The sequence below is a fragment of the Sphingobacteruim zhuxiongii genome, assembly GCF_009557615.1.
GTDB lineage: Bacteria > Bacteroidota > Bacteroidia > Sphingobacteriales > Sphingobacteriaceae > Sphingobacterium > Sphingobacterium zhuxiongii.
In genome coordinates this window covers 2,046,156-2,073,149 of record NZ_CP045652.1, presented here as the reverse complement: position 1 = coordinate 2,073,149, position 26,994 = coordinate 2,046,156, and the positions used below count along the sequence as shown (strand labels likewise).

The following is a 26,994-nucleotide window of genomic DNA, read 5'->3' as shown; positions in this document are numbered from 1 at the left end:
AACGTATACGCTGTTGTCGACCAAAACTGGAGCGTATCGTAATAACGAATTTGTTAAATATCAATTCCAATAAGAACCAAGTCTTCTAAAGGCTTGGTTTTATTTCTGCATGTTAATAGTAGTCCAACATCTTATTCATCATCTTTAGGTTAATAGATTTGGTTATTTTATTTCACAAATATCTTTCGACCAACAACTTGAAACTTCACCATCTTTGTTGCTTCAAACAAGGCTAATACATCCTCGATATTCGAGAACCGCGATAGTGCTCCAGAAAACTTCTCGTTTGTAATTTTGCCTTCGTATACAACTTCAACATCATACCATCGAGCGACGATGCGCATGACGTTTTCTATATCTTCATTATCAAAAACAAACTTATTTCTTGTCCAAGCGATGCTCGCATCAATATCAGTCCCTAATTGTTTAATATTTAAATGTCCAGACTGATCTAAAATTGCCTGTTGTCCTGAAGTCATTTCTACGGATTTGCTAGCCGTATTTAACCGAATCTTACCTTCAACGAGAGAGGTTTTGATCGGACTTTCTTTGGTATAGCTATTGACATTAAAGCGTGTGCCAAGTACTTTGATTTCTTGATTCTGAAGTTGAACATAAAATGGGCGATTCGCATCTTTAGCTACTTCAAAATATGCTTCCCCTTCCAAGCTAATTCTCCTAGTATTATCCATACCGAAATTCGCATTGTACTGAATCTTTGATTCTGCATTCAGCCAAACAATTGATCCGTCTGGCAATTTGACGCGGTAAGTTTCCCCTCGTTTGGTAAAAAGAGTATTCAAAGCATTTTCCGCTCCGCTCTCAATGGTATATAGCAACTGACCGTCCGCTTCCTTACTAATCTTAACACCCGCATCTTTTGCCAACTCCCCATTATCACTGTTTTCCAATGCTATTTTTCGACCGTCTGATAGCACGAGGGTCGCCCCGTAGGCACCCGGTTGAATTTGCGGTTTTTCTTTTAATGATAACTCCTTGTGCTGCGAATGCTGGTTACTCATCCACCAAACAGTCAGTCCAACCATCGCAATCAGTAGAGCGGCAATGGATAGCCATTTCTTCCACGCGATGCTGATCGTCTTACGTGGCTCCGATTCCGAAGAGATTTGACTTTTTATCCTTTCAAAAGAAACCCGAAGCAAGTCATGGACAGCATCATCAGCTTGTACTTCCGCAGCAACAGGATTGTCTAAAACCTCCCCTATCGCATCCAGCAAGTCCTTACGCTCATCTGCTGCTGTCTGTATTTCCGAAAGCAATGAGCGCAAATCGTCTGCTGAAAGCTTCCCATCGACGTAGTCAAAAAAAGCATTTTTAATCCTATCCTTGTCTTCCATTATTGATTAGGTTTATATATAATACACTTCAAAACCGATGTACATCTGCTCCATGGTAAAAAAAATAATATATTTTCCTGCGATCTAACTCTACCTAGACAAAATCAAGGAATTAATAGATTCCCGAATTCAGTGAGATGGGAATAGATTTAAAGTACAGGTAATTTTAGTCGCAAGATCGAAAAAGCAGATACCGAAAGCTTATTTCTAAAACCATAGTACACGAGGATTTGATCGTCTAAAAACTGAGAGTTTAGCGATGATTTCAAGTCGATTTACCTGATAAAAAAATTAAAGTGATTCTGTAATCGCATTGAACAATGCCAAGACTAATAGAATAGAATTACCTTGATTCTGCGACTTAATAAATTTCATAGCCTTTACGATATGATCGTTTACGGTAGAAACAGAGATCCCCAATTCTTGACTAACCTCCGCGTAAGACTTACCCTCTAATTTACAAAGCACGAACACGCGTCTTCGTTGGGGTGATAACTTTGCTATCGCATCATTCAATAGTTGTTCACTTTCCAAAAAGTCAATTTTTTCCTGTACATCATTTTTGCTAAGGGGGCTGTGCTGTACCAAATATTGATGAACTTGCTGTTCAATATTATGCTTTCTAAAGAAATTGTAGACTGTGTTTTTCGCGATTTTAAAGAGATAACCTTTAAATGGTTGTTCAGGGTCAATTAGGTGTCGCTTCTCCCAAACTTTGATAAAAATCTCCTGTAGTAACTCTTGTGCTAAGTCTTCTACTTTAACCATTTTCAAAATGTTCGCATACAAGCGAGCACTGTATTGATAATATATTATTTCAAAGCTGTTTTGATTTCCTGAGCATAATTCAGTCAATAACTCATTTTCAGAAGATGGATTAAAATCTGTGCTTTTCATAATGCCTGTTTGTAAAACTAATAAATAAGTTTAGAAAACTACAATATCGAGCCTTCATATTCCTTTTATCCAAGTCGTCATTTTCAAGAATTAACTTGCTAATAAAGAATTAATCTAAAATCCTTTTTGTGTAACTTTATCTTATGAGGAAATTGATAGCCATATTACTTCTCTCCTTGTATATAACTTCCATCACGGCACTACGTGAAGTATGGAAGTTCCCCATCCTCATTGAACACTATTTAGAACATAAGGCACAAGTACCCTCTATTTCCATCCTCACCTTTTTGGAAGCACATTATATGTATAGTTCTCCTAGAGATGCTGACTATGCACGTGATATGCAATTGCCGTTTAAAGTCATTTCTCCAAGCTCTTTGATTGTCCTCGGCGTACCAACAGCACCCATACGCTTTCAAATAGCAGTACCATCCTTCTACAAAAAAGAACAAGCGACTCTATTTAACTGTGCAGTCTATTCCTTCAGTTATCACAGTCTAATTTGGCAGCCGCCTCGCACCTGTTTCGCTTAAAAAAGCAGAGCTTCTGAAATACAAAGAATCATCCACTCATCAAGTTTTTATTGCAATACTATTGAAATACGTGTAGTATAGTAGTATGTCTCTGATCGAGAAGAATTAGAGCCTTCAGCGTGAAGATATATAACGCTATAGTATTCCTAGCCCTCTGATAAAGTAAAGCCATCTTGCCGCCTTCACATTAGGTTTAATGAAACAAGAACAATTCCATGAAAAACATATCACTCAAAAGGAAAGTGCTATATATTGTGCTATCCCTACTTATCGTTATCCAATTCTTTGGAACACAAAAAAATATAAGCTCCGCAGTAGCCGAGAATGCCATCGAAAAGCATTATACGGTACCTAACAAGATTCAAAGCATCCTGAAATCCAGCTGCTACGACTGCCATTCCAACAATACGAAATACCCATGGTACAATAAGCTACAGCCCATTAATTGGTGGCTTGCCAAGCATGTAAACGACGGTAAACGACATCTTAATTTCGACGAGTTTAATACATTACCGATCGGGAAGAAACTGCATAAGTTGGATGAAGTAGTCGAAACGATTAAGAATGGCGAAATGCCTTTAACATCTTATACATTAATTCATCAAGATGCTAAATTAAGCGATGCCGATAAACAGGAAATTGAAGCCTGGGTCGTTGCAGTGAAAAAGGAAGTTGAAGGGAAATAATAAGAGAAGTACGAATGTAAGATGATATCAATCATCGATAACCCGAATTTCTTCAATTCTAAAGTCATCTAGAATTTATTGCTTTGATAATATTTCTAAAAGCGGAGCAAAGTATTGCTCCGTTTTTCTTTTAACATTCGAGGGATGAAATCTATCCAAATCTCGAAGCAGCCTCGAAGGATGTCCTATTTTTTCAACGTACAATTCGCCCTTCCATAAAACACTACTATTACCTTACAACATCTGCTTTTTCTCACCGAATATATCTGACCCTTTACCGCTCAGCAACAGGTGTTTACCGATTTCCACTTCTCCATCACACTTACTATTCCTAGATTACAGCCACCTAACGAAAAGAAACTGTATGTCTATATCTTTCTGTCCAGCTCACTTACGATCTGAAATCGAGGCGCTTAGTTTTCAAAGAATACTATTCATTATTGGCCTGTTGATACTTTCCCTAAATTTATCAGCACAATCCAACCCAATTAGCAAACGTGAAATAACCTTCTATAGCGACACGACCAAACTTTCAGGAACAATCTACACCCCGCAGAAGCCCAAAGCGGCATTGCTGATTGTCCATGGATCCGGTCAAGAAAAAAGGATGGATAGCTTCGCGGGAGATCTCTCAAAAGCAGGGTTTTGTGTTTTAACCTATGATAAACGCGGCGTTGGGGAATCAGGCGGCGTGTATGCCGGGCCGGAGGTTGGCACAAATAACATCGATTCGGCAAATTTAAACTTGCTTGCGGCGGATGCCAGTGCAGCTGTGGCTTATCTATCCAAACAAGCTCGGCCATCAAAGCTCAAAATCGGACTAATTGGAGGAAGTCAGGCGGGTTGGATTATCCCATTGGCAGCACAAAAGAATAAGCAAATCGACTTTATGGTTATTTTTAGTGGGGCTTTGGTGACCCCAAAAGAACAATTACGCTTCCAGTTCTATACCGCTGGGGATGCGCAATTTTGGGATAAACATTCGGAGAAAGAGGCTCGTCAACATATCAAGCATGATCCAGATAAATATGAATTTATTGACATCGATCCGTTGCATACCCTAGCGAAGTTAACAATCCCAGGACTTTGGATTTGGGGCGGCAAGGATATCCAAGTACCGACGAACTTATCTATTGAAAATCTAGCAAAACTAAAGGAAGTAAATAAGGGATATTCTTATGTTTTGTATCCCGAACTTGGACATAATACGGCTTTTTCGGATTCGCCTGCACCAATGAAAACAGCAGTGGAATGGATGCAGAAAATCAGTTCAAAATAGGAAACTAAGATTGATAGTGGAAAGCGGAATATAATTGACATGTATAGTCCTTAGTATATTTCTCATATAGAGTCCCGTACTCCCATAATTTAGCGAGAGATCAAGATTAAATTAGTGTTGACTGTCACCCTTCGCTTTCGTTTCCGTGCAAAAAAAGCTTACAAAGTTTCCTTTGTAAGCCTTCATAGATAGAATCAATAACAGTATAACCTAAAAAATTGAATTATTGTTCCATTTCATTTATTGCTCGCTCAACCGCGTCTGCGTCTTGAATATTAATATTTCTTTTCTTCAGACCGACAAGTGTTGTTCCAGGTACAATGACATAACGATAGGAAATATTTGAACTTAGATTAAGTAATGCTCCTCCATCATATACCATCCGTGAAAGAAGCAGTTCAGACAGCTTTGGTTGAAAGGAAATTGTACTCATCCTTCCCCCTGCATTGCTGGTGTACGGCAATGGGAAAACGCCTCCGCCAAAATTTAAGTACACGAGAATAGCACTGTTTTCTAGTCTAGATGCTGTAAACTGTGGCGCATATATATGTTGAATTCTATAGGATGTGCCATCCATAATCGTATCCTTTGTTCTTACGCCAGTTCTCCACCCTGAATAAATTGCTAAGGCGTTGGCTTTCAAATTGGTCCCAACACCCCATCCTGTTGCTACTTTAGGACCGTATAACACCATTTGTGTGGTATTAAAGTAAAAGTCACCCACCACACCTAATGTTGCAGCAGGAATACTTGTTCCAGACAGAAACTGTGATCCATTCTTACCATTGGTCCCATTTTTACCGTCGTCACCCTTAATATTGGTTGCTGTTCCCCAGCCTGTTGATTTCTTAGGACCGTATAGATCGGAAGTGCTGGTTCTAAAATAAAAATCGCCCACTTTGCCTAATGTTGCTGCGGGTACCGTTGTTCCGCTGTAGAACATGGAACCGTCGGCACCTTTCGCTCCGGTTGCGCCAGCAGTACCTGCTGCGCCCGCATCGCCTTTATCACCTTTAGGTCCCATAGCACCATTTTCTCCTTTTTTACATGCCTCAGCAGCAAAAATAATGAGGGCAAGCAAAATCATTAAAATCTTTGTTTTCATAATCCTTTGTTTTTCTTCCAATTGAAAATTGATATTAAAACTAGGCGATTTAATAGGGGAAATTAATGCGTAATGAGTGAATTCAGCTTAGAATTGAGTGAACCTATGCTTACAACTAGCGAATAAAACTAGATGTTTAAACATACCTTAGCAACGCTATGCCCCTATTGAAGATCCTGAAGAAATAGACCATGGGGCTTTTTTCGAAATGCACGTATTGGATTTATTGCACTTTAAACTGCAACGTATTGGAGCGCACATCAAATTTATATTTATTCGGTTGCTGCGCAGTAGATTGATTCGTTAGCAGACGCTCTTTGAAATCATCCGCATTGCTATTGGCATGAAAAACGAATTGGCTTGCGGGAATAGTGAAATCTCCAGACTGCTTTGCCAGCAGTATGATAGAAAACACTTGCGTCTTGATATAAGGTTCATGATCCAATTATTCCATCGTCTTTCCATGATCTCAGGCATTCCAAACGAATCGTACCACGTCGAAGTGTTGATCTACATAGGCTTTAAAGCCAGGGATTCCGGTCATATAATCGACATGCCCTTCATCAGCGATTTCGAATACGCTAGATGGTGCTCCCTGTGCTACCAATTTAGCATCACTTGTATAATGCACATCAAAGAACTTACTATATGCGCTTAGGGTTAAATTGATGGTGTCCTTGAGTTGATAAACCTCTTTATCCGTTTGAAGAAGCATTCTAATAGGGTGCTGACCCGCACTAACTGTATCCAGTACCTCCACAGAATAAGCAGGGCTATGATATTTCTTGCCTTTTATTTTAGCTTCAAGAATAGGTAAATTGAAATTCCCATTTGCATCTTCAGGAATGCTTGTCTGATACTTATAGTAAGGGCCATCACTTTCGATATTGGCTGCAATAACGGCAGCATCAAGGGTTGCGAAAAGTTCGTCTCCTTGTTTAGCAATTTGCAAACTACCCGCATCTGGCTTCTCTTTAAAAAAGATGGATAGGCTGGCAGCCTTGCCTTTCTCTAGCTTAGGCTGAACAACAAATTGAATAAAGTTTTCTTCTTTAGATACAGTTGACTGACAGGACATGTTCAGCCACAGAATGCTCAATACGATAATTAGCGAAATAAATTGTCTTCTCTCCATAGGTGTATGCCGTCGAATTGCTTCTTTGTATGAATATAAAGATTTTATCGTAATTATACTTTCTATCGATACAATTAAAACTACTTTTTACAGGATCACTAAAAGTATAATTCCTATAATGTGATATTCGCGACACAAAGTTTAGCCAAATCAAACAGAATAGTTTGAAAGCAACTATTTCATAAATTCCTTTACGTTGACATTTCCGTCATTTGGCGACTCATTCTCCCATTTCATATATGATTTCGTGAGTTTCTTGATACGATATTGCTCTGTATAAATTTTCTTCTCGTTATATAAGGTAATTAGGGTTTGATCATTACTCAGCACATAAGTCCTATTGATGGTAGTGTCATTTCCGCTTCCGATAAAATCGGTAATTTTAAGGACGCAGTTTCCAGCACCATCAAAAGTATAGGAAACACTACCATCTACTGCGCCGGGAGCAGCATTCGATTTTTGATACCATTTGCCGGTCAATTGGTTCACATTGATTTTCTCTTCTTTCTTGCAGGAAGAATTTAGCATCATAAAAAATGTAGTAGAAACTAGCGACAGCGCGGGGATAATTAATCTAGTCTTCATAATTTAATTCTGTTTATATTGAGAATACGGCATCACATTCTAATTCGCTACAGTTGCTAGCTTCAATAATAAATCGATGCACAAATGGCTAGAAGACTATCACCTCCGCATCACATTGTCCGGATGGATGTATGCCCTCGCCGCAAGTATTGTTTTGTTAGTTATGCTGATATCGATTAGCATGCAGACCATCAAAGCGGCCAAAGCAAAGCCTGTTGACAGTCTACGCGAAGAATAGCTAAAGCATACCGTATTCTTTCGCCTTATTGATCAGAATAACAAGATTACCCGTATGAAATTTCTGCAATAAGGTCGCTCGATGGGTTTTTACGGTTAAAGGACTAATAAAAAGGCTATCAGCAATTTCGGCTGACTTCTTTCCTTCAGCTAACAAAGAGAGTATTTGTTTCTCCCTTTTAGTTAATTCTGGAATATCTTCTTTTGTACGCAGATCTGCCATATCAAAAAGTTCTTTAACCTCTTGACTCAAGACAATCTCGCCATTTATTGCTTCCGCGATACAATGAAGTATATCGTGCGCATCCGCAGTTTTAAGAAGATAGCCATTAGCACCTTGTTGGAGCATTTGCTTGACAATACTGCGCTCGCTTAAATTTGATATTGCCAAGACAATAATATCGGGATAAGCAGATTTAATTTGTCCACAAAGTTGTATCCCGTTCCCGTCCGGAAGGGTAATATCCAATAATACTAAGTCGACCGCTGCTGCAGAAAAAAAAGCCTCGAAATCTTCCACTCGACCAAATTGCCCAACAATCCGCAAGGAAGTATCCTCCTTCAGCACATTCTTAAACCCCTCAATCACCAAAGGGTGATCATCTACGATAACAACCTTGTATACGCTCTTATTGTCCGACATATAATTCAATATTGATTACGGTTCCCTCTCTTGTACTATCAATTTCTAGCTTCCCTGATAGCAGGTCTACCCTATTTTTAATATTCTTGAGCCCTTGCCCCGCATGCGTGTTCTGCTTGGTATCAAAGCCTTGACCATTATCTTCAATGGTAATAAAAAAATGCTCATCCGCCTGACTACATTGTAGCATAATTTTACTGGCCTTCGCATGTTTTAAAGCATTACCAATAAGCTCCTGAACGATTCGATAAATCATAACATTCACTTGCGCAGAACGCACGTTATTTAGATCAAAGAAAGAACAGGATATCTGCAAACCAGGAAGCTTGGAGTCCACACATAAATCGCGTAGGGCGACCTCCAATCCAGATTGTGCCAGTGACTCGGGCATCATATTTCTAGAAATACGACGTAACTCTTGCACAGAATTCCCTAAACGATCGATAGTTTGCTGCAAATCTTGTTCCTCAAAGGTCTGCTTTACATGCAGCATTTGCGATAGATTCAGCTTAATCCCGGCAAGCATGCCCCCTAAGCCATCATGAAGATCACGCGCAAGGCGAACACGTTCATTCTCTTCACCAACCAATAAGGCTTTGCCTAGTTCAATCTGCTGTTGTTGCTTTAGATTTTGAACCTCCCGTGCATTCTTCAGGCGACGGCTTCGCCACCAATAGTAGAAAAACGCAAGCGCTAAGAGCAGACACATCACAATCGCCCAAATCCAGCGTTGCTGCTTCTCGGCTCTTTCACGACTCAATAGAAGTTCCTTTTCTTTTTGAACAAGATTGTATTTAGCCTCTAAGTCGGCAATCTTAGCGATGGTTTCACTCGCCAAAATCTGATCGGATATCTCTACCTGTTTCGCTAACCAATGATTAGCGGCCTTGTCATCACCCGATTCTTTTTCTAAAGAGGCCAAAGCCCCATATAATTTCTTCTTATCGGTCGCCATTAAGATATATCCATCCCGCTCTAAAGAAAGCAGGACATCTCTTGCCTCTGCCCATTTCCGCTGCAGTCTAAATTGCTCCGCTCGTTGATAGAGTAAGGTTCGCATTTCATTTTTATTCTGCAATTTTTTCGCGACCGCAAGACCTTGATCAATGGCCTTTGTCGCAGCTGACCAATTCTGAACCTGTATGTAATACATGGCCTCCATTGCATGGAAATTCGGCGCATAGATGGATTCTTTTGCTAATGTCAGCAAGCGATGACCCGCCTTTAGATTCTTATAGGCCTCCTCCAAATTCTCCTTCTCAATATTCACCCTCGTTAAATGGGCATATAAATCAATCTGTCGTAAGTCTTGAGGCGCTAATCGTTTAAAAATGGCTAGCGATTTCTGGAGGTAATAAATTGCTTTATCCTGGTCTCCATGATTCATAAAAGGCAGTGCCACATTCGCATAACAATCGGCCATACGAAGACTATCTCCCGCCAATCCAGCAAAGGGGATTGCTTTCTCTAGAAACAGTTTAATAAACGTATTATTATCGTCATTGGCCTGCGCAATTACGCCTTTGTTGCCCCAAGCGCGGCTTAAATATAGGTAAGCCTCTTTGGTCTTGAAGGCTTCAATCCGCGATATCGCCTGATCAAAAGCAAGATCAGCACGGTGAAGCGAATAGTCAATATATCGTCGACCTAAGTAGAAATAGCCGATTCCCTCTTGATAGGGATAGCGCTTCGCTAAATGCATGCCTTTTTCAATTAGGGCAATGGCTCTTACACTATCCGCATAAGCTAGCGTATCCGCAGTCTCATAATAAAGAAGTGCTTTTTCCTCCGTAGTCTTTGTCCCAGCCAATTTCGATTTAAGCGTTGGAAATCCATCCTCCTGTCCGAATAAGACAAAGAAAGTCAAGGTCAAAATAAAAACTAGTGTGATCCTAGCCAGTGTCATACTGTAATATTAGTGAAAATTCGGATAGTTAGCAGCTAATACTATTAAAATACTCCCATCGGAGTATTGTTTGCCATCGAGGTACTGATGACCTTTGAGTAAGAAAATTATACGAATATGAGAAAGTTAAGTTTAATATTCCTGTCGAGTTTATTTATTCTCGTGCAGTCTTGTAGTAAAGATGATGATATTCCTGCTGGTCAAACGCTTATTTATGAAAATAACTTCGATAGCGATGATGGTAAATTTTGGTTAGGTTCCAATGAAAACGTAGATATATCAATTGAAAAGGGTAACTATTATTTCTTAAACAAAAACCCAAATAGGCACTTTTATGTTACCGTTGCGCCATTTTTCACAAACAGCGCGACCGCTGCCACATTTGAAGCGCGCTATACCCTGGAAAGCTCTGAAGGTAATGATCCTGCTGCCGGCGGTATTCTTTTTAACTTCGACTCGAATGACAAATCTCTTATCCGTATTCAATTGAACACAGAAGGGCATTTTCGTGTCGACGGCTATCCGGATGGCGAAGAACATGAAAACTACAGCGATTGGCAACCCCATAAGGCATTGAAAATTGGACAGGCAAATACAGTACGCGTGGAAATGCGCGATGGTAAATACTATTTCTATATCAATGGTACGGAAGTCTTTAACATGAATCCCGTAGGAACTTTAAAGTTGGATAAACTTGGTTTCTCAGTCGGCTACAAGTCCATAATGACGGTAGATTATGTAAAAGCATATTCTAAAGATTAATATATTCAATTCCACTCTAATATAGTTTATACCCTTGGATTGGGTTAAAATCCACAATTTTTAAAACGAAGACCGGTATCTCCACGCCGGTCTTTCTCTTTTATCGTAAACTCACGAAAGACTTTAGAAGTCGATCAGCTTTCGCGATACAGATTGCGAAGTATACTGTCCCTTTGTTTTGTCTATATCCCTTAAAAATACTCCCAACGGAGTATTGTAAACCAAGCATAGGCTAAAGATATTTGAATCGTCAATCAAACATACTATGAAAAAGCTAAGTTTAATATTCCTGTACGGATTAGTACTTTTAATTCAAGGCTGTAGCAAAGATGATGTTGCAAGCGTGGAAGATCAGCTTATCTACGAAACCGATTTTAGTAATAATGATGGCTCGTTTTGGGTAGGTACTGAAGGAAAAATAACCATCGGTATACAGGATGGTTCCTATTACTTTCTGAACGACAATACAAGCGGCTCTTTTTATGTAACCCTCAATGCGCTATTCGCTAATGTGCAAAAAGAGGGAGCGTTAGAATCTAGTATTCAAATTAAAAATACCGGAGGTTCCAATCCTGGCGCTGGGGGAATTATTTTTAATCGCAACCGAAAGAATCCTTCGCAAGTCCGTTTCATTCTGAACGGCTTAGGTATGTTTAAGGTAGATGCCACCTCCGAAGGAAAGGATCCCGAACTCTATCAGGATTGGATTGAGCATCCTGCGATTAAAAAAAACCAATCCAATGTTTTTCGCGTTGAATTGCGTAAAGACAACTATTACTTCTACATCAACGGCAAAGAAGTTTTTACTATGGGTGCTAAAGGTGCTAAAAACTTAGATGAAGTCGGATATAGCGTAGGTTACAAGACCATCCTGCAGGCGGACTATTTTAAAGTAACATCACTTAAATAATGCCGGTATCGGCATCTAAAGAGAATAATAATTTCGTTCATACACACTACAACTTTAAAACCCTTTGGATGGGTACAAATCCAAATTTTCCAACAAAAAAAAGACCGGTATCTCCACACCGGTCTTTCTTTATTATTGCTATTTGGCAATTGGTAACTTAACGTCAAAATGTTAAAATCCAGAATTCGCAATACCTCTTTTGATAGCGTCCCATTGGTTGAACCCAATAACCTGCACAATATCAAAGACCATTAATCCTTCCGATTCTTTTAAACACAGATCAATTGCTTGCTCAATATTATCTTTATGATTTAAGGCGTAAATCGAGCCATATAACTTCGTGTCGCCCTTCAACAAACGCTTACCACGAATCAAACCATATTCGATACTCTCTGGATCATTTTTACCGTAAATCGTATTCAAATATGTTCCGATTTGAAAAGCATCTAAGTGCTCGGCAAAACCAGCATTCTTATAGTTCTCTGTCGCCCATGTATTCTCCGCATGGGTATCATACTTCTTGCTCGCCCAGTTCTGACCATTCGCATATAGGGCATTATACCATGAAGCTGCCCAGTATTCGATCTTAATATCTGGTTTAATCCCTTTTGCAGTTTCTTTAATTTCCTTCACATAATCATGAATGACCATTGCACGAAACTCATACCATTTCTTCGCAAAACGCCCTTCTACCTTTTGGTTATTTTGGTAGTAAAAGATATCGCGTGGGAAATTAGGAACCTTCTCGCCCATATAATCTTCAAAAGCTTTGCGAGTTGTTTCGGAGAATTCCGTCTCAATCCCAGAAAAGCGACAATAGTCTAAGATATAGCCCTGCACATCGTATTTTGTTACAATCTCGCGAACCATATCTATTACAAACTTGCGTACATCAGGATCTAAAGGATTCATAAACGCGGCCACTTTGGTCTTATCATTACGAATATCAATCAGTTCATTATTGCTCGTATAAGCGATCCCGGTTTTGCCGTCCCACTTCTTATCTTCATAGACTAAGCCACTTTGATCGCCCGGATGACCTGCAGGGAAAAAGGTCGTAGAAACCGTAACACGCAATTTGTTCTTCTTTGCTTGATCAATAAAATACTGCAAATAATCCCAATCAATGGTTCTAGAATATGAGCCAACAGTAGTCAATTCCGGAATAAAACTCGATTTATACAATGCTTTTCCGTAAATAGGTTTCACATCGACAACAATATCTGTAAAGCCGACATCTTTCGCCTTTTTCACATAATAGTCTATGCTATCCTTATTGGAAAAGCGTTCGAAATTTGCTTCCGCGTCAAACCATAGATACTTTGGTTTGACATGGACTTCATTCTCTCCAGGCTCTTCTACGGATTTACTCTCCGTAGAACAAGCCGTACTCTGCAAACCTATGCAGATCGCAAGTAACGCATATAAGCGTCTCATTATTTTACTCATGCTATTTTCCTCCAACGATTGTTAATTCATACGCTGCAATACCCGATTGCACCCCTAATACATATACTAATGCTGTTTTCCCATCCGGCTGTACTTGGACCGTCACGTCACCAGCAGAAGCTACATTCTTCATCAATAAATCTTCTGAGAATACATTAAACGATTCGTATTCACTGGCATTCTCTTTTGAGGAAGCAACTAGACTTAAGTCATCCATGTTAAAGATGAGCAAGCGATAATCTGACCCCCAGTTCACAGTAGATACAGCAAGATATTTCGCATGGTTAAATTCGAAATAATGCAATCCACCGATAAGCATATTCAAGAAATTGCTGTTCGCTGCGTTTACTGTAAACATCGAAACGCCCGAATTGCTTTGAACCCCCATACTTGGTGGGAAACCTAACATGGCTCCAACGAAAGGTGCGCGACTAGTACTTGACATAGGTACTACCTTACCATTCCAAACCGAGTTTACAGGTTTCGTAAATAAATCGGGTGCTCCTTCTACTTTTCCAGCAACAACAGCTAGGCGTAATGCTTTATTCTCTCCTCTTCCGCGACCATCGATATCAAACATAATCTGTGCATCCTTGCTCGAGGAGCCTTTGATAGCAGCATTCGAAATATAAGACGCTCCAGACACCGCGAATCCTGCTGTACTCATCTGATGAAACAACTCAGGAGCCGCATTAATACCGTTTTTCCAGCGATAGATGGTCAAAGTACCCGAAGAAGTTCCCGAGAAGTTAACGCCATTACTGGCATGTAAAATACCATCCTCATCGGTGAAGACAGACCAAACATTCAAGCCAGCAGGCTTCTGAATCTTCGTGGTGCTCTTTTCCCCTGTACGCTTATTGAAAACCAATAAATCTGACGCACCGTTCCCCACCACTAAATAATCATCTACAACAGCAAAATTTCGTTGATTATCTGCTGTTAAACCTAAGGCTGCCGCGTTCTTTTCAAACAACTTATTGTAGCGTCCAAAACCATAATCGAGATCTCCATATTCAATCTGATAGACTAACAATTTGAGTACGACATTAGACTTAGCCACTCCATCCGAAGCGGTAATCTCTAGATTTAAAGGTTGGGATAAATCTTTAACGCCTCCCAAAGCAGGACGTACCAATACCCCCTGTGCTAAGCTCCCTTGAATCTGCCAATCAGTTGCTGAAGGTGCAGTCTCATCTGGAAAATAGGTCACATGGAAATAAACCGTATCACCGGCTTCATTATATTCGCCCTTATAAACGGTTCCTAAACCGCGACTATTCTCGTAGTCAAATTTCTGAATTTGAATTGCCTGAAATTTAGCATTCGAGCCGCTAAACTTCACATCTTGCTCCTTGCACGCTTGCAAAAACAAGAAGAGCAGCATGCTTGCATAAAATAGGAATCTATATCTTTTCATTACCATTTGTCATTTTGTAAAGCCTCTGAATTATTTGCCAATTCACTTTGCGGAATAGGGATTAGATAGTATTTCTCTGGGAAATAACGATCGATGGATTCAATCTGTACGCGATTGAAAGTAAAGGCCCCTGCGCTTCCAGAAACTTGCACTCCTGTTGCGCGTTTTCCGTCAATCACTTCAATTGCCTTCTTCCAGCGTTTTAAATCCCAGTAGCGATGCCCTTCAAATGCCAATTCCACCATTCTTTCTTTTCCTAAATAATCCATGAAGACCGCCAATGTACTGCCACTCGCTCTCGGGGATACCGCAGCACGTGTTCTAATCTTATTTAAATAAGCATAGGCATTCGTAAAATCATTGGTCTGCGCGTAGGCTTCCGACATATTCAATAAAACTTCTCCCATACGCAATTCAACCCAATAGGACGTTGATCCTAAATCCACATCTGGATTACCTTCAGTTAAGAATTTACGCATAAAGTAGCCTGTCACATTACCAATCGTATTTGAGTTTTGATCATAGGCTGTGAACGCATCTTTACCACCAGCATTCACTTGTATTTGACGATTATTCCAATTGGCACCATGGTATAAAATGGAAGCATAGAAACGCGCCTCGCGATTCGCATAAGGAGCCTCTTTATGGTTGGCATTATTCCAGTTAAAGTCCACGAACTTGTCGCCTTCTTTTATCTGGTAAAGCGATACAAGCTCTTCTGTAGGGCCGCCCCATCCACCACGGTTTGGAACATCTCCAGTAGGTGCAAAATAACGATCGGCATAGTGTACATACTCAGGTGCTTCAAACATTACAGGAAGAATGATCTCTTTGCTTTGTGCATTTTTGAATACTTGTTCATAGCTATTATCTAAAACATAGCCCAATTCTTCAACACGTTTACCTGCCTGAATAACAACAGGATATTGTTTTGCATATAAAGCAACACGCGACAATAGCGCCTGTGCAGCACCTTCGGTAATACGACCATAATCTGCTGCCGTCCAAACATGTCCTTTCAATGCGGCTGCCGCTTCTTGTAATTCCTTAATCACAAACGCCCAGCTATCTGCCTCCGACTCCCGCTTCTTGTTGATATCCTTCTCATTGTCTAGCCCGCCATCGTCACCTGAACGCTCCAAGCGCAGGATAACGCCTCCGTGATTTCGAATCATACGGTAGTATAAGAAAGCGCGTAAAAAGCGAACCTCGGCCTTACGGATTGCTCTAGATTGCTCATCGATATCGGCTCCCTTGTCGTCTATATTCAATAGAAACTCATTCAGCGATTTGATGCGATCATAGTTCCCCCATTCGCTTAAAACACCATTATTTGCTGTGATATAATTTTCCTGTAATAAGGTTTTATTGTGATAGGTAACAGCATTCAGATTGTTTACGCTATACTTAAAAAGATCAGACAATCCGTCGGAAAAGGTATTCGTATACACATCCGCTTTATCGCGAAGACCGGCATAGAAACCTTTCACATACATGTCCATATTCTTCTCATTTCGCCAAGCCACTTCTTCCGAATAACGATCCAAAGGCTCAACCTCCAGCGAACAAGACTGAAACACCGCAGCTACGATTAGACCTATATATAATATTCTCTTTTTCATCGTTAAAAACTTAAGTCAATTCCAAAACTAAATGTGCGTTGTTGCGGATAATAACCATTGTTATTATTCGGCATCTCCGGATCCATATATTTCAGATAATCAAAGGTTAATAAATTGGTACCTGACACCGTCAGACGTACATCTTTAAAGCGCAGCTTCTCAATCACATTCTTCGGTAATGAATAGCCAAGATATGCTTGTCTTAGACGTAAAAACGCACCGTTATAAACCCACCAGCTACTGGTCCATCCATTATTACCATTCCATGCCTCGCCAAGTCTTGGGAATTGCGCATTGGTATTTTCTGGTGTCCATGAATTCTCAACCAAATAGTAAGGTGCATTCCCCTCGCCATAAAAAGCGCGGGCAAACTCTGTTTGATCCATCACCCCGTTTGGATAGATTCCTGAAATCACTACGCTGTTCAGGGCTGCCCCTTGTAATTGGAATCCAAAATGAAGATTCTTCCAAGAGAAATCCGGCGATAGCGCAAACATCAACTCAGGAGTTGCCGAGCGTGCGATGCGTACTTGATCGTAAGTATCTATCTTTCCGTCTCCATTATAATCTTCATACATCAAATCGCCTAAGCGTTGTACACCACCTGGACCAGTTGGTCTGTTATCAATCTGCTCCTGTGTCTGGTAAAGTCCAGTTGCATTAAATCCATAGATCCCGCCGATTGGTTGGCCAATTATATTCTGCCAAGAAGGTATGTTTTCCGACTGCGTGCGTTTCAATACCTTGTTTCGCGCCCAGGATACATTTCCTTTAATGGAATAACGGAAGTCATTGATTTGATGATTATGCGTTAGAGCCAATTCAAAGCCTCGTGCGGAAACCTCTCCTGAGTTCTCGAGCGTGCGGTAGTTATTGGAGATTGATGGCGGGTAGACGCCCGCAATACCCTGTAGGATGTCATAGGTGTATTTATAGAATACGTCTAGTTCTGCATTCAGCTTGCCTTGAAATAAACTCGCCTCTGCCCCAGCGTTAATCACTCTGGTCTTCTCCCAAGTTAAATCAAAAGAAGGCACTGAGTTCGTTGCATAAAGTGCGTAGGTGCCAAGCGGATCGTTTCCGAAGGCATAAACTGGCTCTGTAGTGAAGGCAAAGAAGCTTTTGTATAAGAATTCACTTAAATTATCTTTACCTAGCTCACCAGCTGATGCTCTCAATTTTAAAGAATTTACTACATCCGACTTAAAGAAGTCTTCTTTGGACACAACCCAACCCAAGGATAGCGATGGGAAGAATCCCCAGCGGCTATCGGAATGGAACTTATAAGAACCATCGTAACGGAATGCAAATTCTGCTAGGTATTTATCGGTATAGGCATAGTTGAAACGACCTACATATCCAGCGATTTTCGTCTTATTACTACTACCGCGAATTGAATTTGCAACATCTTCTTGCGCAAAGGTTAACTCTGGAATATCGTTGATTAGGAAGTCACGGCGACTTGCTTGAAAGCTAGAACCATTGGTAACACGGTATTCATATAGAAATAAAGCCCCAAAGCTATGCTTGTCGATTGTTTTATCATACTGCAAGGTTGGGCGAACAGTCATTAGTGATCCATTCGATGAACCTTGAAACAGGGATGATAATTCGGAGGTTCCATCCGCACGAACGCGTGCATAGGTACCATTGGCCGGATTGTATTTGTTCACATAATACGACTGTAAGAAGTTTCTATTCTCAGTGAAGTTATGGTCATAATTTCCGAATATAGACACTTGCAATCCATCAACTGCAGGAATAGCATATGATAGATTCATGGAACTCTCGAAAACATAGCGATCGTTTTTATTAAATCCAGAAGCATTTGCTGCAGGGATAGGATTCCAAGTACTTGCCCCCGATCCAGTCGCTGCCGGAAGCCCATTATAGGTTTCTGGAATAATAGGTAATGCACGGATCGCTTGCGTAATCGGATTATAACCTACATTCGGACCGATTGCAAAGCCCGGATGATCCATATCTTCTTTGCGACCAGCGACGTTCAAGGCCAACTTAACTTGGTCCTTAATGTTTACATCCACATTGGAACGAAGGTTATAACGTTTAAACGTCGCATTAGGGACAATACCGTTCTGATCCATTAAACCAGCACTGATGAAATACTGCGTTTTCTGATTCCCACCAAAAGCCGAGATATTATGCTGCTTGTTAAGACCGTAATCTTTAAACAATAAGCCCAACCAATCGGTATTCGCTAACTTTCCGTCCGGGTCGCCGTTCTGTATCTTCTGAATATCAGCATCAGAGTATAAACCGTTTAACCCATCTAATTCTCTGGCTCTATTATGCCATTTCGCATAATCTACACCATTGAGGAATTCTGGGAAGCGGGTATTATTCGAGAATCCGAAGTTATTATTATAGCGTATAGTGACATCATCATTTGCTGATCCGCGTTTTGTTTTCACGAGGATCACCCCATGCGCTGCTTTCACCCCATATACCGCAGCGGCAGCAGCGTCTTTTAAAATCGTTACCGATTCAACATCACTTGGATCAATATTATTAAATGAGCGTTCGACACCATCCACCAATAATAAAGGTGAAGAATCGTTAAAGGTACCATATCCACGGATCACCATATTCGCTTGGTCACTCCCTGGTAAGCCTGAGCTTTGACGCGATACCAGTCCCGGAAGCTTACCCGTAAGCATATTGGAAAGATTGGTCATTGGAGCTCGCGTTAATTCTTCTTGGCTAATCTGCGCAACCGAGCCCGTCACATGAATCTTCTTCTGTGAACCATAGCCGACAACGACAACTTCATCAATCGAATCGGTTGAAGGCTCTAATGTTAAATTTAGTGTACCCGAGTTGACTGTGCGCTCGACGGTATTAAAACCTAGGGATGAAATCTCTAATATGGGACTTGTTCCTGCCGGTATGCTGATCTGAAATCTTCCTTGTGCATCGGTCTTCGTCTGTGTATCCGTGCCTTTTACCCGCACCGTTACGTTTTCGATAGCCTTCCCCACTGGATCGACGATTCGTCCTTGAACTGTACTTTGCGCCCCAACAGATGATCTCGCAGTACTCGTTGGAGCAGTTGAAGCATTAGCTTGAATCGCTGGTTTAATCAAAACCGTCTTATCCTGTATTTCGAATGTCAACTGATAGGGATCTAAACAGCGTTTCAAGGCCGTCGTTAAATCCGCATCTTTTACATTGACAGATATCTTCTGCTTATTGTATAACAAGTTTGAGTTATATAAAAAATCGTAGCCTGTACTTTTCTTTATATGATTCAACACTTGATCTAGACTTGCATTCTTATAGGAGAAAGTAAGCCGCTGACCGTAGGAGAATGCGGTAAATAGCAAAAGCCCCCCCATACTGGCCGTCATAAAAATGGACCGACGAATTCTTGCTTTAATCGCCTCCCATTTCACATGGTTTGAGTTTGTATTTTTCATTTAGGTTCTGATAGTTTTTCAATATAATTAGGTCACATTTAATTTGAATTTATCCTGCATTGTGCTAGATCACTTTAACATAAACCCTCCTTTCGACAATGCTAAATTTGCAGTTGGATATCACTTCCAAAGCCTTCAACAGCTGAGAAAGTTGCTTACTACGAGTTAATGATCCTGTAAATCGATCTGTTGATTTCCCTTCGACGATTACTTCCTCAATATCATACCACTTCTTCAATTGAGCCATTAAGCCATTCAAATCAATTTCATTAAACACAAAGTCGCCATTTTTCCAAGCCATTACTTCGTCCATATTCGCCGCAGAAACAGCAAAAGAACCGTTGGCATTAACTTCTGCTTGTGTCTCCGGTTTCAAAATCATTGACTTTGCTTTGGTCTCCAAAGCTATCGATCCATGTAGTAAGGTGATTTTATGTATCGTAGAAGCATAACTCGACACGTTGAATGCGGTTCCTAGAACTTTAACTTTCGATAAGCTCGAGTGGACTATAAAAGGCTTCTTAGGATTCTTACTGACTTCAAAATAGGCTTCACCATCGAGTTTTACATCCCGCTGATTGCCTGCAAAGAATGGAGAAAAGCGAATAGAACTGCCGCTATTTAACCAAACACGTGTACCATCGGAAAGCTCAATTTGAGAAATACGTCCTTTTGGTGAGGAGAACAGCAATTCTTCATGATGCTGTTTATCACTTCCATGGTAATTAACCAAGCCGTCGGCATTCATTGAGAATGTAATTGCCTCTTGTGAATATTGCTTATTGGTATCTAATGCGAGAACCCTTCCATCGGCGAAGCGTACTTCTGGAGGTTGTTCATTTAAGGAGATATCTTGTTGTAACGCCATTTGTTCGACGCCCCTTCCCTCCGATTTATCTTGTGTATACCATAGGTAGCCTGAAAAAGATGCCGCAATCAATACAGCCGCAGCAGCAATCCATGACCATTTGAAGCGAGAACGCGAAAGTAGAGGACTACTATCTGTTTGTTCCTGCGCCATACGTTGTAATAAATCAGCTTTGACAGCCTCTTTACGATGTACTTGAAGATGATCTGCTAGAAAGATAGAACGTACGGACTCCTCGTCGATTAGTTCCGCGATCTCGGAAGCAGTAAGCTGTTCTAATTCTTGAAACAAATGCGTAATCTCATCCGCCTGCAATTCATTATGGAGATATCGCAAGAGTTGATTCTTGAGACTTTGATGGTTCATAATTTAAGTGTTATCTTATTTTAAGAACACAGCAAAGACACAGTCGGACTAGTGGTATTTTAAATTATTTTAAAAATAGAAGAAGAAATGTGATATATCCACATTTATGAAGATAGGTACGTAATACTTTTAGCGATTGTACCATATGGTTTTTCACGGTATTGGGGGCAATATTCAAGCGCTCTCCAGCTTGAGAGTAGGTTAAACCTTCCGTCTTGCAGAGTTCAAAAACCAATTGCTGCTGCTGGCTCATCAACTCCTTGGCACGTTCAATGCAGGCTACGAGTTCCTTCTGTCCAATTGATACTTGCTCTGTTAAGCCGAGGCTCTCCGATTTTAAAAGCAAATGGTCCATCTTCATCCTGGCATTCTTGATCTCCCGAATCTTATTGAGTGCGCGATGCTTCGTCAAGACGAATAAATAAGTCCAAAGATTCTCCTGCGTATCTAGTCGTTCACGATGCTCCCATAGTTTCCAAAATACTTCCTGCAATAAGTCTTCACTCCATCCCTCATCTTTCAAAAAAGACAATGCAAGTGCATAGACCCGATCGGCGTATCGCTCATATACAACAGCAAATGCCTCAGAGTTTCCGTTTTGTATTTCTTGAATCAGTAGCTTATCGTTCTGCGATGCTTCCATCGAATCATTTAGGTCTTAAACGTATTTACATTAGGTTATTCGACATCAATATTACGTATTATTTTTGAATGTGCAGATAAGCCGATAAGGAGAAATAGCAAACTAAAGTCAACTCCACGCTAGTTACCTACATGAAACTAGTTACCCAAAAGTAAGTCATGCCTAAAACAAAAAATGTCCATTTACCTTTGTATACTTAAACAAGAGAACATGGAAAATAACAACAATACCTCGACAATACTTTTTGCAAATAGCTACGGGACATCTGACGTCTTACAGTTTCAAGATTTCAAATTTGATCAACTAGCGCAAGATACCGCGCGCATCCGAGTAAAAGCTGCGGGTATCAACCCAATCGATGCGAGACGCATGACCGGTGAATTTAAACATGGCGGATTGCCGCAAACATTCGGTACTGAATTCGCAGGTGAAATTATTGAAATAGCAAACAATCCTTATGGTTTTAAAGTGGGTGATGCTGTTTTGGGTTCTGGTGCAGCCTTTACCCATGCGACAGTTATTGATGTGCCAATTGGCAATTTGGTACGTCGTCCTGATAATATCACTTGGGAAGTTGCAGGATCTATTGCCGGCGTTGCGCAGACAGCGATGACCATCTTAGATGAAATCGGCGACATCAAGTCTTTATTGATTCACGGCGCTTCAGGTGGTGTAGGTTCTATTCTCGTACAATTGGCAGCTGAGCGCGGTATTGAGGTCGTAGGAACAGCATCAGCTACAAACTTAGATTATTTAAACTCCCTAGGTGCAAAAGCCGTACAATACGGAGATGGATTACAAGCACGTCTTCAGGAAGTACATCCAACTGCTTTCGATGCATCTATCGATATGGCAGGTAACGATCAGGCAACAGAAGTATCTTTAGCCCTTGTAAAACCGAACGGTATTATCGGCAGTATTGCTGGAAAACCAAGTTCATCCAAACGCGTACAGCCTTTTTGGGTAAAAAGAAACCCGAAAAACTTACAGTTTGTAGTGGATGGCATTGCTGCTGGCAAATTCAACTGGGCAATTGATTCAACTTATCCTTTTGAAAAAGCGGCCGACGCCTATGCTAAAATATTAGAAGGACATAATAAAGGTAAATTGGTATTGACATTTTAATCAAGCGTAGATATATGAGTTCGAAAGCTGAGGTGTAAACCTTGGCTTTTTTTTATGGAATAAAATCTATAGGTAGAGTCAAGGGTATAATACTCGTGTTGACAGTATGCTAGCAGATTATTGTTTATATTAGATGAACTGAACTTATGCCTATCTGAGAGTTTGCTTTTGCACAGCATAAGGATATTGAGCCAATTTCCTTTTGCGTTCCAGATTGCATAGTTAAATAACTATTTGAACTTGGTATGATGAAAATTACTGTTATCCTTCCTTTTCTAATCTCCTTATCTTTTATTTTTGGCACTCAGGTTACCCAAGGACAAGAAGCTAAATCATTTATCATTAAGGGTAAAATTGATACGATCCCTAATGTCCAATACCCTATCTTTTATTCGGAGAATAAGATTGAAGTTTGGGATAGTATCAAACTCGATGAACGTAGCGAATTCACATATACTGCAAAGATTAAAGAGCCTACCCGACTCAACTTTGTCATTTTAAACAATTTCAATCCACAAATTGTTCCGACACAACTCGTTTATACGCTATGGGTTCAACCTGGAGAGCTTATTGATTTTCGTGGACATCGCAACTGGTTAGAAGGGTCGAAAAATAACCTTTATATAAATCCATATCAATATAGTGCTCAGGGAGCAAAGCTCAATGAATCCGAATTCTTGCGAAAGGAAGAGCGTGAGCAGGCAATAAACGACTACGAAAAAGCAACACAAAGAATAATAAATGCTGGCGAACGCTCAAGAATTTTGGATAGCTTAGATGACAAATTTATTGAGGAGCATCCTAACAACTTTATTAGCCTTTATCTCCTTCAATCTAGATTAAAAGGCAAAGATAATCTAGCGAAAATCACAGCACAGTATGCTAGCTTGTCCCCTGCTCTTCAGCAAAGTCCGACCGGAAAATTCATCGATAAACAATTAAAAATTCTTCCAAACCTTGGAATTGGAAAAACACTTCCAGACTTCGAAGTCACGGATATTAATGGAAAACAGGTTAAGCTATCCGACTTTAGAGGAAAATATGTTCTAGTAGATTTCTGGGCAAGCTGGTGTGCTCCGTGCCGCAAAGAATTTCCGTTCCTTCGCGAACTCTACAAAACTCATCACATGCAGGCATTTGATATTCTCGGCGTATCGATTGATGAATCTGTCGAGGAGTGGAAAAAAGCTAGCCAAGAAGAATCCTTGATATGGACAAACACCTGTTCTCCTGGAGATCTAAATAGCGAATTATACAGATTATTTAATCTGAACGGTGTTCCAGACAACTTCCTTCTTGACCCTGATGGAAAAATCATTGCAAGAAACCTACGCGCTGAAAACTTGAAAATGACCCTCGAACAAATCTTCAACGCTAAGCAGCCGACCAAACGTTAAACCTGTATTAGCCCGCCCATCAATGGGTCGGAAATACTGGATTGTCCATTCTCTTGATGCCCCGCATATTTAAATAAGATATGCTGGTCTTGTAGATCATGTATTTCAAGATCATACCAATTACTTGATTTTGTAATATCCCAAGTTAAGGAACGCCCTTTCTTAGTTTTTAAACGCGTGCCGAGTTCTTGATAAGCATCCTTAACACGGTAATCTTTGGCTTCCTTTCCGAATTCAAATTCCACACGCTGATGCAAACTATGGGCATTAAAACGTACAACCGGAATTACACTGTTTTTAGCAGCTTGGAACAAGCGGAAGAATCCATTTGGACCATGAACCTCTAACGAAAACAAGTCGCCTACAAAGTCTTTAATAGGCCAATTATAGATAATCTTTTCCTTCGGCCGAACAGCGAAGTTCCAAACGCGATCAATCTCCCGACTATCACCATAAGCTATCGGACACTTTACGATAAATGGTACACCAATCTCCTTAGTAGACGCCAAGTCTCCCGCAATTTCAAAGATTAACTGAATGCGCGCTTTTTCAGGATCTAACTTTAAGTTCACATCAATATCATAAGGAATGGCACAAGCAGGCTTGGTTCCCTTTTCGACAAGTTCAAAACCTAAGCTCGATAAAGGCGCTTTTCTTAATCGATTCAGGGTCTCATTGGAAGCTTCCTGAAATCCTGACGGCAATGCTTGTTCACGCGCCTTATAGATTCGCTCCACATGTTGATCGCGAGATACGAAATCAATTGCAGGGCGAGTATTATCTTCAGCTTTGCGGAATATGGAAGTCATATTGCCACATACTAAGCGACGCCAATCACTGATATTTGCTTCTTTGACATCTTTCCCTAATTTCTTGTCGACAAAATACTCAACAAACTGAATACTGGACGTCAAATCGAAGACCTCTGAATTAACAAACCCACCTTTACTCCATGGCGATGCAACCACTAAAGGTACACGATAGCCTAGGCCAATAGGTGAATCTATACGGCTTTCCGGCTTTCCACTACGGATTTGCTCTTGCTGTTGCGTGACAAACTCATTATCGGTTCGCATTCCAGAAGGAACAGCCCCTGTTTCTGGACGAGTATGCAATGCCGGCACAAATGGTGGTATATGATCATAGTAACCATCATTCTCATCGTAGGTTAGTACAAAGATGGTTTTCTTCCATACCTCTGGGTTTTTCGTCAGAATATCGAGTGTCTCAGAAACATACCATGCGCCAAACCATGGCGCACCGGGATGGTCGGAAAAGCGACTCGGCGCAACCAACCAGGAAACCATCGGCAGTTCATTATTATCAACGTCTTTTCTAAACTGGTAAAATAGATCACCTTTAGGCACTTGAACTTTACGCTGCACGCCATCTTCCATAAACTCAATAGTCTTCAATTGATGATAATCCGGATCATTGACATTCGTGGTAAAGGCTCGTCTATGTATTTCTTGCTCCTGCTGACTTAAAGCATGGAATTTATCTTCTGAAAAATTGACAAGATCACCCTTCAATTCCTGCAGATAAGTTAAGAGCTTCGCATCAGTATCTTTAGATTGCTCTTTATTGTTAGCAACAATTTTCTCTAACTCTGCTACTTTACTTTTCGCATAACGCTGATAGTTAGGATGGCACTTGATATGATACTGTTTATGGAATTCTAAATTGTTATCTCTAAAATTCCCCAACCAATCGACTTCCTGTTGTGTCATACCCACATTTAAACCAATCTCATTCTGATAAACTTTCCAAGGGATCCCTGCAGCCTGCAATCGTTCAGGAAAAGTCGTCCAGCCTAAGTCTTTATGCACCATATGATGATTCTCTAAGTGTGCTTTAGAGTTTCCATCTTTTGGGTTTTCACGAACGGTCCCTGTCCAGAAGTACGATCTATTTGGACTTGTACCCGTAAGGGAGGAGCAAAAATGCTGATCACATACCGTAAAGGCGTCTGCAAAAGCATAATAAAACGGCAAATCCTGTCGGCTGTAATAACCTAAGGTCAAGGGCATATGCTTGTAACTCGCATTTCCTGCCTTCTTAGCCTCCAGCCAATAGTTCATCTTTCCGTTATTACGAGCTTCCACCATATCCGCCCATCCATGCGGCAAGGATCCCATCCAGGTGGCTTTCGTCTTTTCTATATCCAGATGAAAGGGTGTAAAATATCGCCCCTCATTATTTTTTTGATACCATATAGGAATACCTTCCGACTTGAGAATACGCGGATCATTAAATCCACGAACGCCTTTTAGTGTACCGAGACTATGATCGAAAGAACGATTCTCTTGCATTAGAAAAACAATATGTTCCGCGTCTAGGAAAGTCGTACCAGGAGCCGCTTGAATTGCTAATGCCCGCTGAATAGATTCCGGAATAAATGGAGATGCTGCCGTCGCACCAGCTAACATCCCTGCTTTTTTCAAAAATTCTCTTCTAGTATCCATATGGTTTAAAAATATAAAATTCTGATGGGGAGAAACTCCCCACCAGAATAGCCCAAAATCAGCATTAATACTTAGTCTATCAACAACTATGTAAAATTGTATTAATCACTACTATTCTGAACTTTTGATAAGACAAAAGGTTTAAGTATTTCTAATCTTTCAGTGC

The 26,994-nt window shown here is 40.5% G+C and carries 23 protein-coding genes; 8 read left to right on the top strand and 15 right to left on the bottom strand.

From position 1 onward, the window contains the following. Positions 1-167 precede the first annotated feature (167 nt). Both GFH32_RS08875 and GFH32_RS08870 read right to left on the bottom strand, forming a co-directional pair. Positions 168-1,358: a FecR family protein gene (locus GFH32_RS08875; RefSeq protein WP_153511282.1), complete on the bottom strand. Its 1,191-nt coding sequence runs from the start codon at positions 1,356-1,358 to the stop codon at positions 168-170. A gap of 291 nt (positions 1,359-1,649) precedes the next feature. Beyond that, positions 1,650-2,255, bottom strand: coding sequence for an RNA polymerase sigma factor (locus GFH32_RS08870; RefSeq protein ID WP_153511280.1), 606 nt, complete (start codon positions 2,253-2,255; stop codon positions 1,650-1,652). Between the two features lie 143 nt (positions 2,256-2,398). Here GFH32_RS08870 and GFH32_RS08865 point away from each other — a divergent pair, with 143 nt between their 5' ends. From GFH32_RS08865 to GFH32_RS08855, 3 genes are all read left to right on the top strand, one after another. Next, positions 2,399-2,788 (top strand): hypothetical protein, encoded by a 390-nt coding sequence (locus GFH32_RS08865; protein ID WP_153511279.1) that lies wholly within the window; start codon positions 2,399-2,401, stop codon positions 2,786-2,788. A 215-nt stretch (positions 2,789-3,003) separates the two neighbouring features. Further along, positions 3,004-3,474, top strand: a complete 471-nt coding sequence (locus tag GFH32_RS08860) for a heme-binding domain-containing protein (RefSeq protein ID WP_153511277.1) — start codon at positions 3,004-3,006, stop codon at positions 3,472-3,474. A gap of 364 nt (positions 3,475-3,838) precedes the next feature. Next, positions 3,839-4,753 carry an alpha/beta hydrolase family protein gene (locus GFH32_RS08855; RefSeq protein ID WP_153511275.1) on the top strand — a complete coding sequence of 305 codons (915 nt, stop codon included), beginning with the start codon at positions 3,839-3,841 and terminating at the stop codon, positions 4,751-4,753. 223 nt (positions 4,754-4,976) lie between these two features. Here GFH32_RS08855 and GFH32_RS08850 read toward each other — a convergent pair whose 3' ends face one another. From GFH32_RS08850 to GFH32_RS08835, 4 genes are all read right to left on the bottom strand, one after another. Then, positions 4,977-5,858, bottom strand: coding sequence for a hypothetical protein (locus tag GFH32_RS08850; RefSeq protein ID WP_153511273.1), 882 nt, complete (start codon positions 5,856-5,858; stop codon positions 4,977-4,979). A 223-nt stretch (positions 5,859-6,081) separates the two neighbouring features. Further along, positions 6,082-6,303 (bottom strand): hypothetical protein, encoded by a 222-nt coding sequence (locus GFH32_RS08845; RefSeq protein ID WP_160366828.1) that lies wholly within the window; start codon positions 6,301-6,303, stop codon positions 6,082-6,084. 24 nt (positions 6,304-6,327) lie between these two features. Beyond that, positions 6,328-6,993, bottom strand: a complete 666-nt coding sequence (locus GFH32_RS08840; protein ID WP_153511269.1) for a hypothetical protein — start codon at positions 6,991-6,993, stop codon at positions 6,328-6,330. Positions 6,994-7,167: 174 nt separating this feature from the next. Next, positions 7,168-7,578: a hypothetical protein gene (locus tag GFH32_RS08835; RefSeq protein WP_153511267.1), complete on the bottom strand. Its 411-nt coding sequence runs from the start codon at positions 7,576-7,578 to the stop codon at positions 7,168-7,170. Between the two features lie 76 nt (positions 7,579-7,654). On the opposite strand from GFH32_RS08835, the gene GFH32_RS08830 reads away from it, so the two are divergent. Further along, a complete protein-coding gene (locus GFH32_RS08830; protein WP_153511265.1) occupies positions 7,655-7,816 on the top strand; it encodes a hypothetical protein in 162 nt (53 codons plus the stop codon). On the opposite strand, the gene GFH32_RS08825 is transcribed toward GFH32_RS08830, so the two are convergent. Both GFH32_RS08825 and GFH32_RS08820 read right to left on the bottom strand, forming a co-directional pair. Beyond that, positions 7,817-8,458, bottom strand: coding sequence for a response regulator (locus GFH32_RS08825; protein WP_153511263.1), 642 nt, complete (start codon positions 8,456-8,458; stop codon positions 7,817-7,819). Further along, positions 8,445-10,364 carry a tetratricopeptide repeat-containing sensor histidine kinase gene (locus tag GFH32_RS08820; RefSeq protein WP_153511261.1) on the bottom strand — a complete coding sequence of 640 codons (1,920 nt, stop codon included), beginning with the start codon at positions 10,362-10,364 and terminating at the stop codon, positions 8,445-8,447. Before GFH32_RS08820 ends, GFH32_RS08825 begins: the two co-directional genes overlap by 14 nt. Before the next feature lie 117 nt (positions 10,365-10,481). Here GFH32_RS08820 and GFH32_RS08815 point away from each other — a divergent pair, with 117 nt between their 5' ends. Together GFH32_RS08815 and GFH32_RS08810 are read left to right on the top strand one after the other, a co-directional pair. Continuing rightward, positions 10,482-11,126, top strand: a complete 645-nt coding sequence (locus tag GFH32_RS08815) for a hypothetical protein (RefSeq protein ID WP_153511259.1) — start codon at positions 10,482-10,484, stop codon at positions 11,124-11,126. 265 nt (positions 11,127-11,391) lie between these two features. Continuing rightward, a complete protein-coding gene (locus GFH32_RS08810; RefSeq protein WP_153511257.1) occupies positions 11,392-12,036 on the top strand; it encodes a hypothetical protein in 645 nt (214 codons plus the stop codon). A gap of 171 nt (positions 12,037-12,207) precedes the next feature. Here the strand turns inward: GFH32_RS08810 and GFH32_RS08805 are convergent, their stop codons facing one another. The 6 genes from GFH32_RS08805 to GFH32_RS08780 all read right to left on the bottom strand — a co-directional run bounded on the left by GFH32_RS08805 (position 12,208) and on the right by GFH32_RS08780 (position 21,841). Then, positions 12,208-13,485: an alpha amylase family protein gene (locus GFH32_RS08805; protein ID WP_153511255.1), complete on the bottom strand. Its 1,278-nt coding sequence runs from the start codon at positions 13,483-13,485 to the stop codon at positions 12,208-12,210. Position 13,486: 1 nt separating this feature from the next. Beyond that, positions 13,487-14,905 (bottom strand): DUF5018 domain-containing protein, encoded by a 1,419-nt coding sequence (locus tag GFH32_RS08800; RefSeq protein WP_160366827.1) that lies wholly within the window; start codon positions 14,903-14,905, stop codon positions 13,487-13,489. Then, positions 14,905-16,527, bottom strand: coding sequence for a RagB/SusD family nutrient uptake outer membrane protein (locus tag GFH32_RS08795; protein ID WP_153511251.1), 1,623 nt, complete (start codon positions 16,525-16,527; stop codon positions 14,905-14,907). The genes GFH32_RS08800 and GFH32_RS08795 overlap by 1 nt, the downstream gene beginning before the upstream one ends. 2 nt (positions 16,528-16,529) lie before the next feature. Then, the gene (locus tag GFH32_RS08790; RefSeq protein WP_153511249.1) at positions 16,530-19,964 is read right to left on the bottom strand and encodes a TonB-dependent receptor; all 3,435 of its coding nucleotides are present in this window, start codon (positions 19,962-19,964) and stop codon (positions 16,530-16,532) included. A 64-nt stretch (positions 19,965-20,028) separates the two neighbouring features. Continuing rightward, on the bottom strand, positions 20,029-21,198 hold the full coding sequence (locus GFH32_RS08785) for a FecR family protein (protein WP_153511247.1): 1,170 nt from the start codon (positions 21,196-21,198) through the stop codon (positions 20,029-20,031). Between the two features lie 64 nt (positions 21,199-21,262). Further along, a complete protein-coding gene (locus tag GFH32_RS08780; RefSeq protein ID WP_153511245.1) occupies positions 21,263-21,841 on the bottom strand; it encodes an RNA polymerase sigma factor in 579 nt (192 codons plus the stop codon). 210 nt (positions 21,842-22,051) lie between these two features. Between GFH32_RS08780 and GFH32_RS08775 the strand changes: the two genes are divergently transcribed. After that, positions 22,052-22,966 carry an NADP-dependent oxidoreductase gene (locus tag GFH32_RS08775; RefSeq protein ID WP_160366826.1) on the top strand — a complete coding sequence of 305 codons (915 nt, stop codon included), beginning with the start codon at positions 22,052-22,054 and terminating at the stop codon, positions 22,964-22,966. Between the two features lie 245 nt (positions 22,967-23,211). Further along, complete coding sequence (locus GFH32_RS08770) at positions 23,212-24,363, top strand: TlpA family protein disulfide reductase (RefSeq protein ID WP_153511241.1); 1,152 nt, start codon at positions 23,212-23,214, stop codon at positions 24,361-24,363. Here GFH32_RS08770 and GFH32_RS08765 read toward each other — a convergent pair. Continuing rightward, a complete protein-coding gene (locus tag GFH32_RS08765) occupies positions 24,360-26,828 on the bottom strand; it encodes a phosphocholine-specific phospholipase C (RefSeq protein WP_153511239.1) in 2,469 nt (822 codons plus the stop codon). The two genes, GFH32_RS08770 and GFH32_RS08765, sit on opposite strands and share 4 nt — an antisense overlap. Positions 26,829-26,994 lie beyond the last annotated feature (166 nt).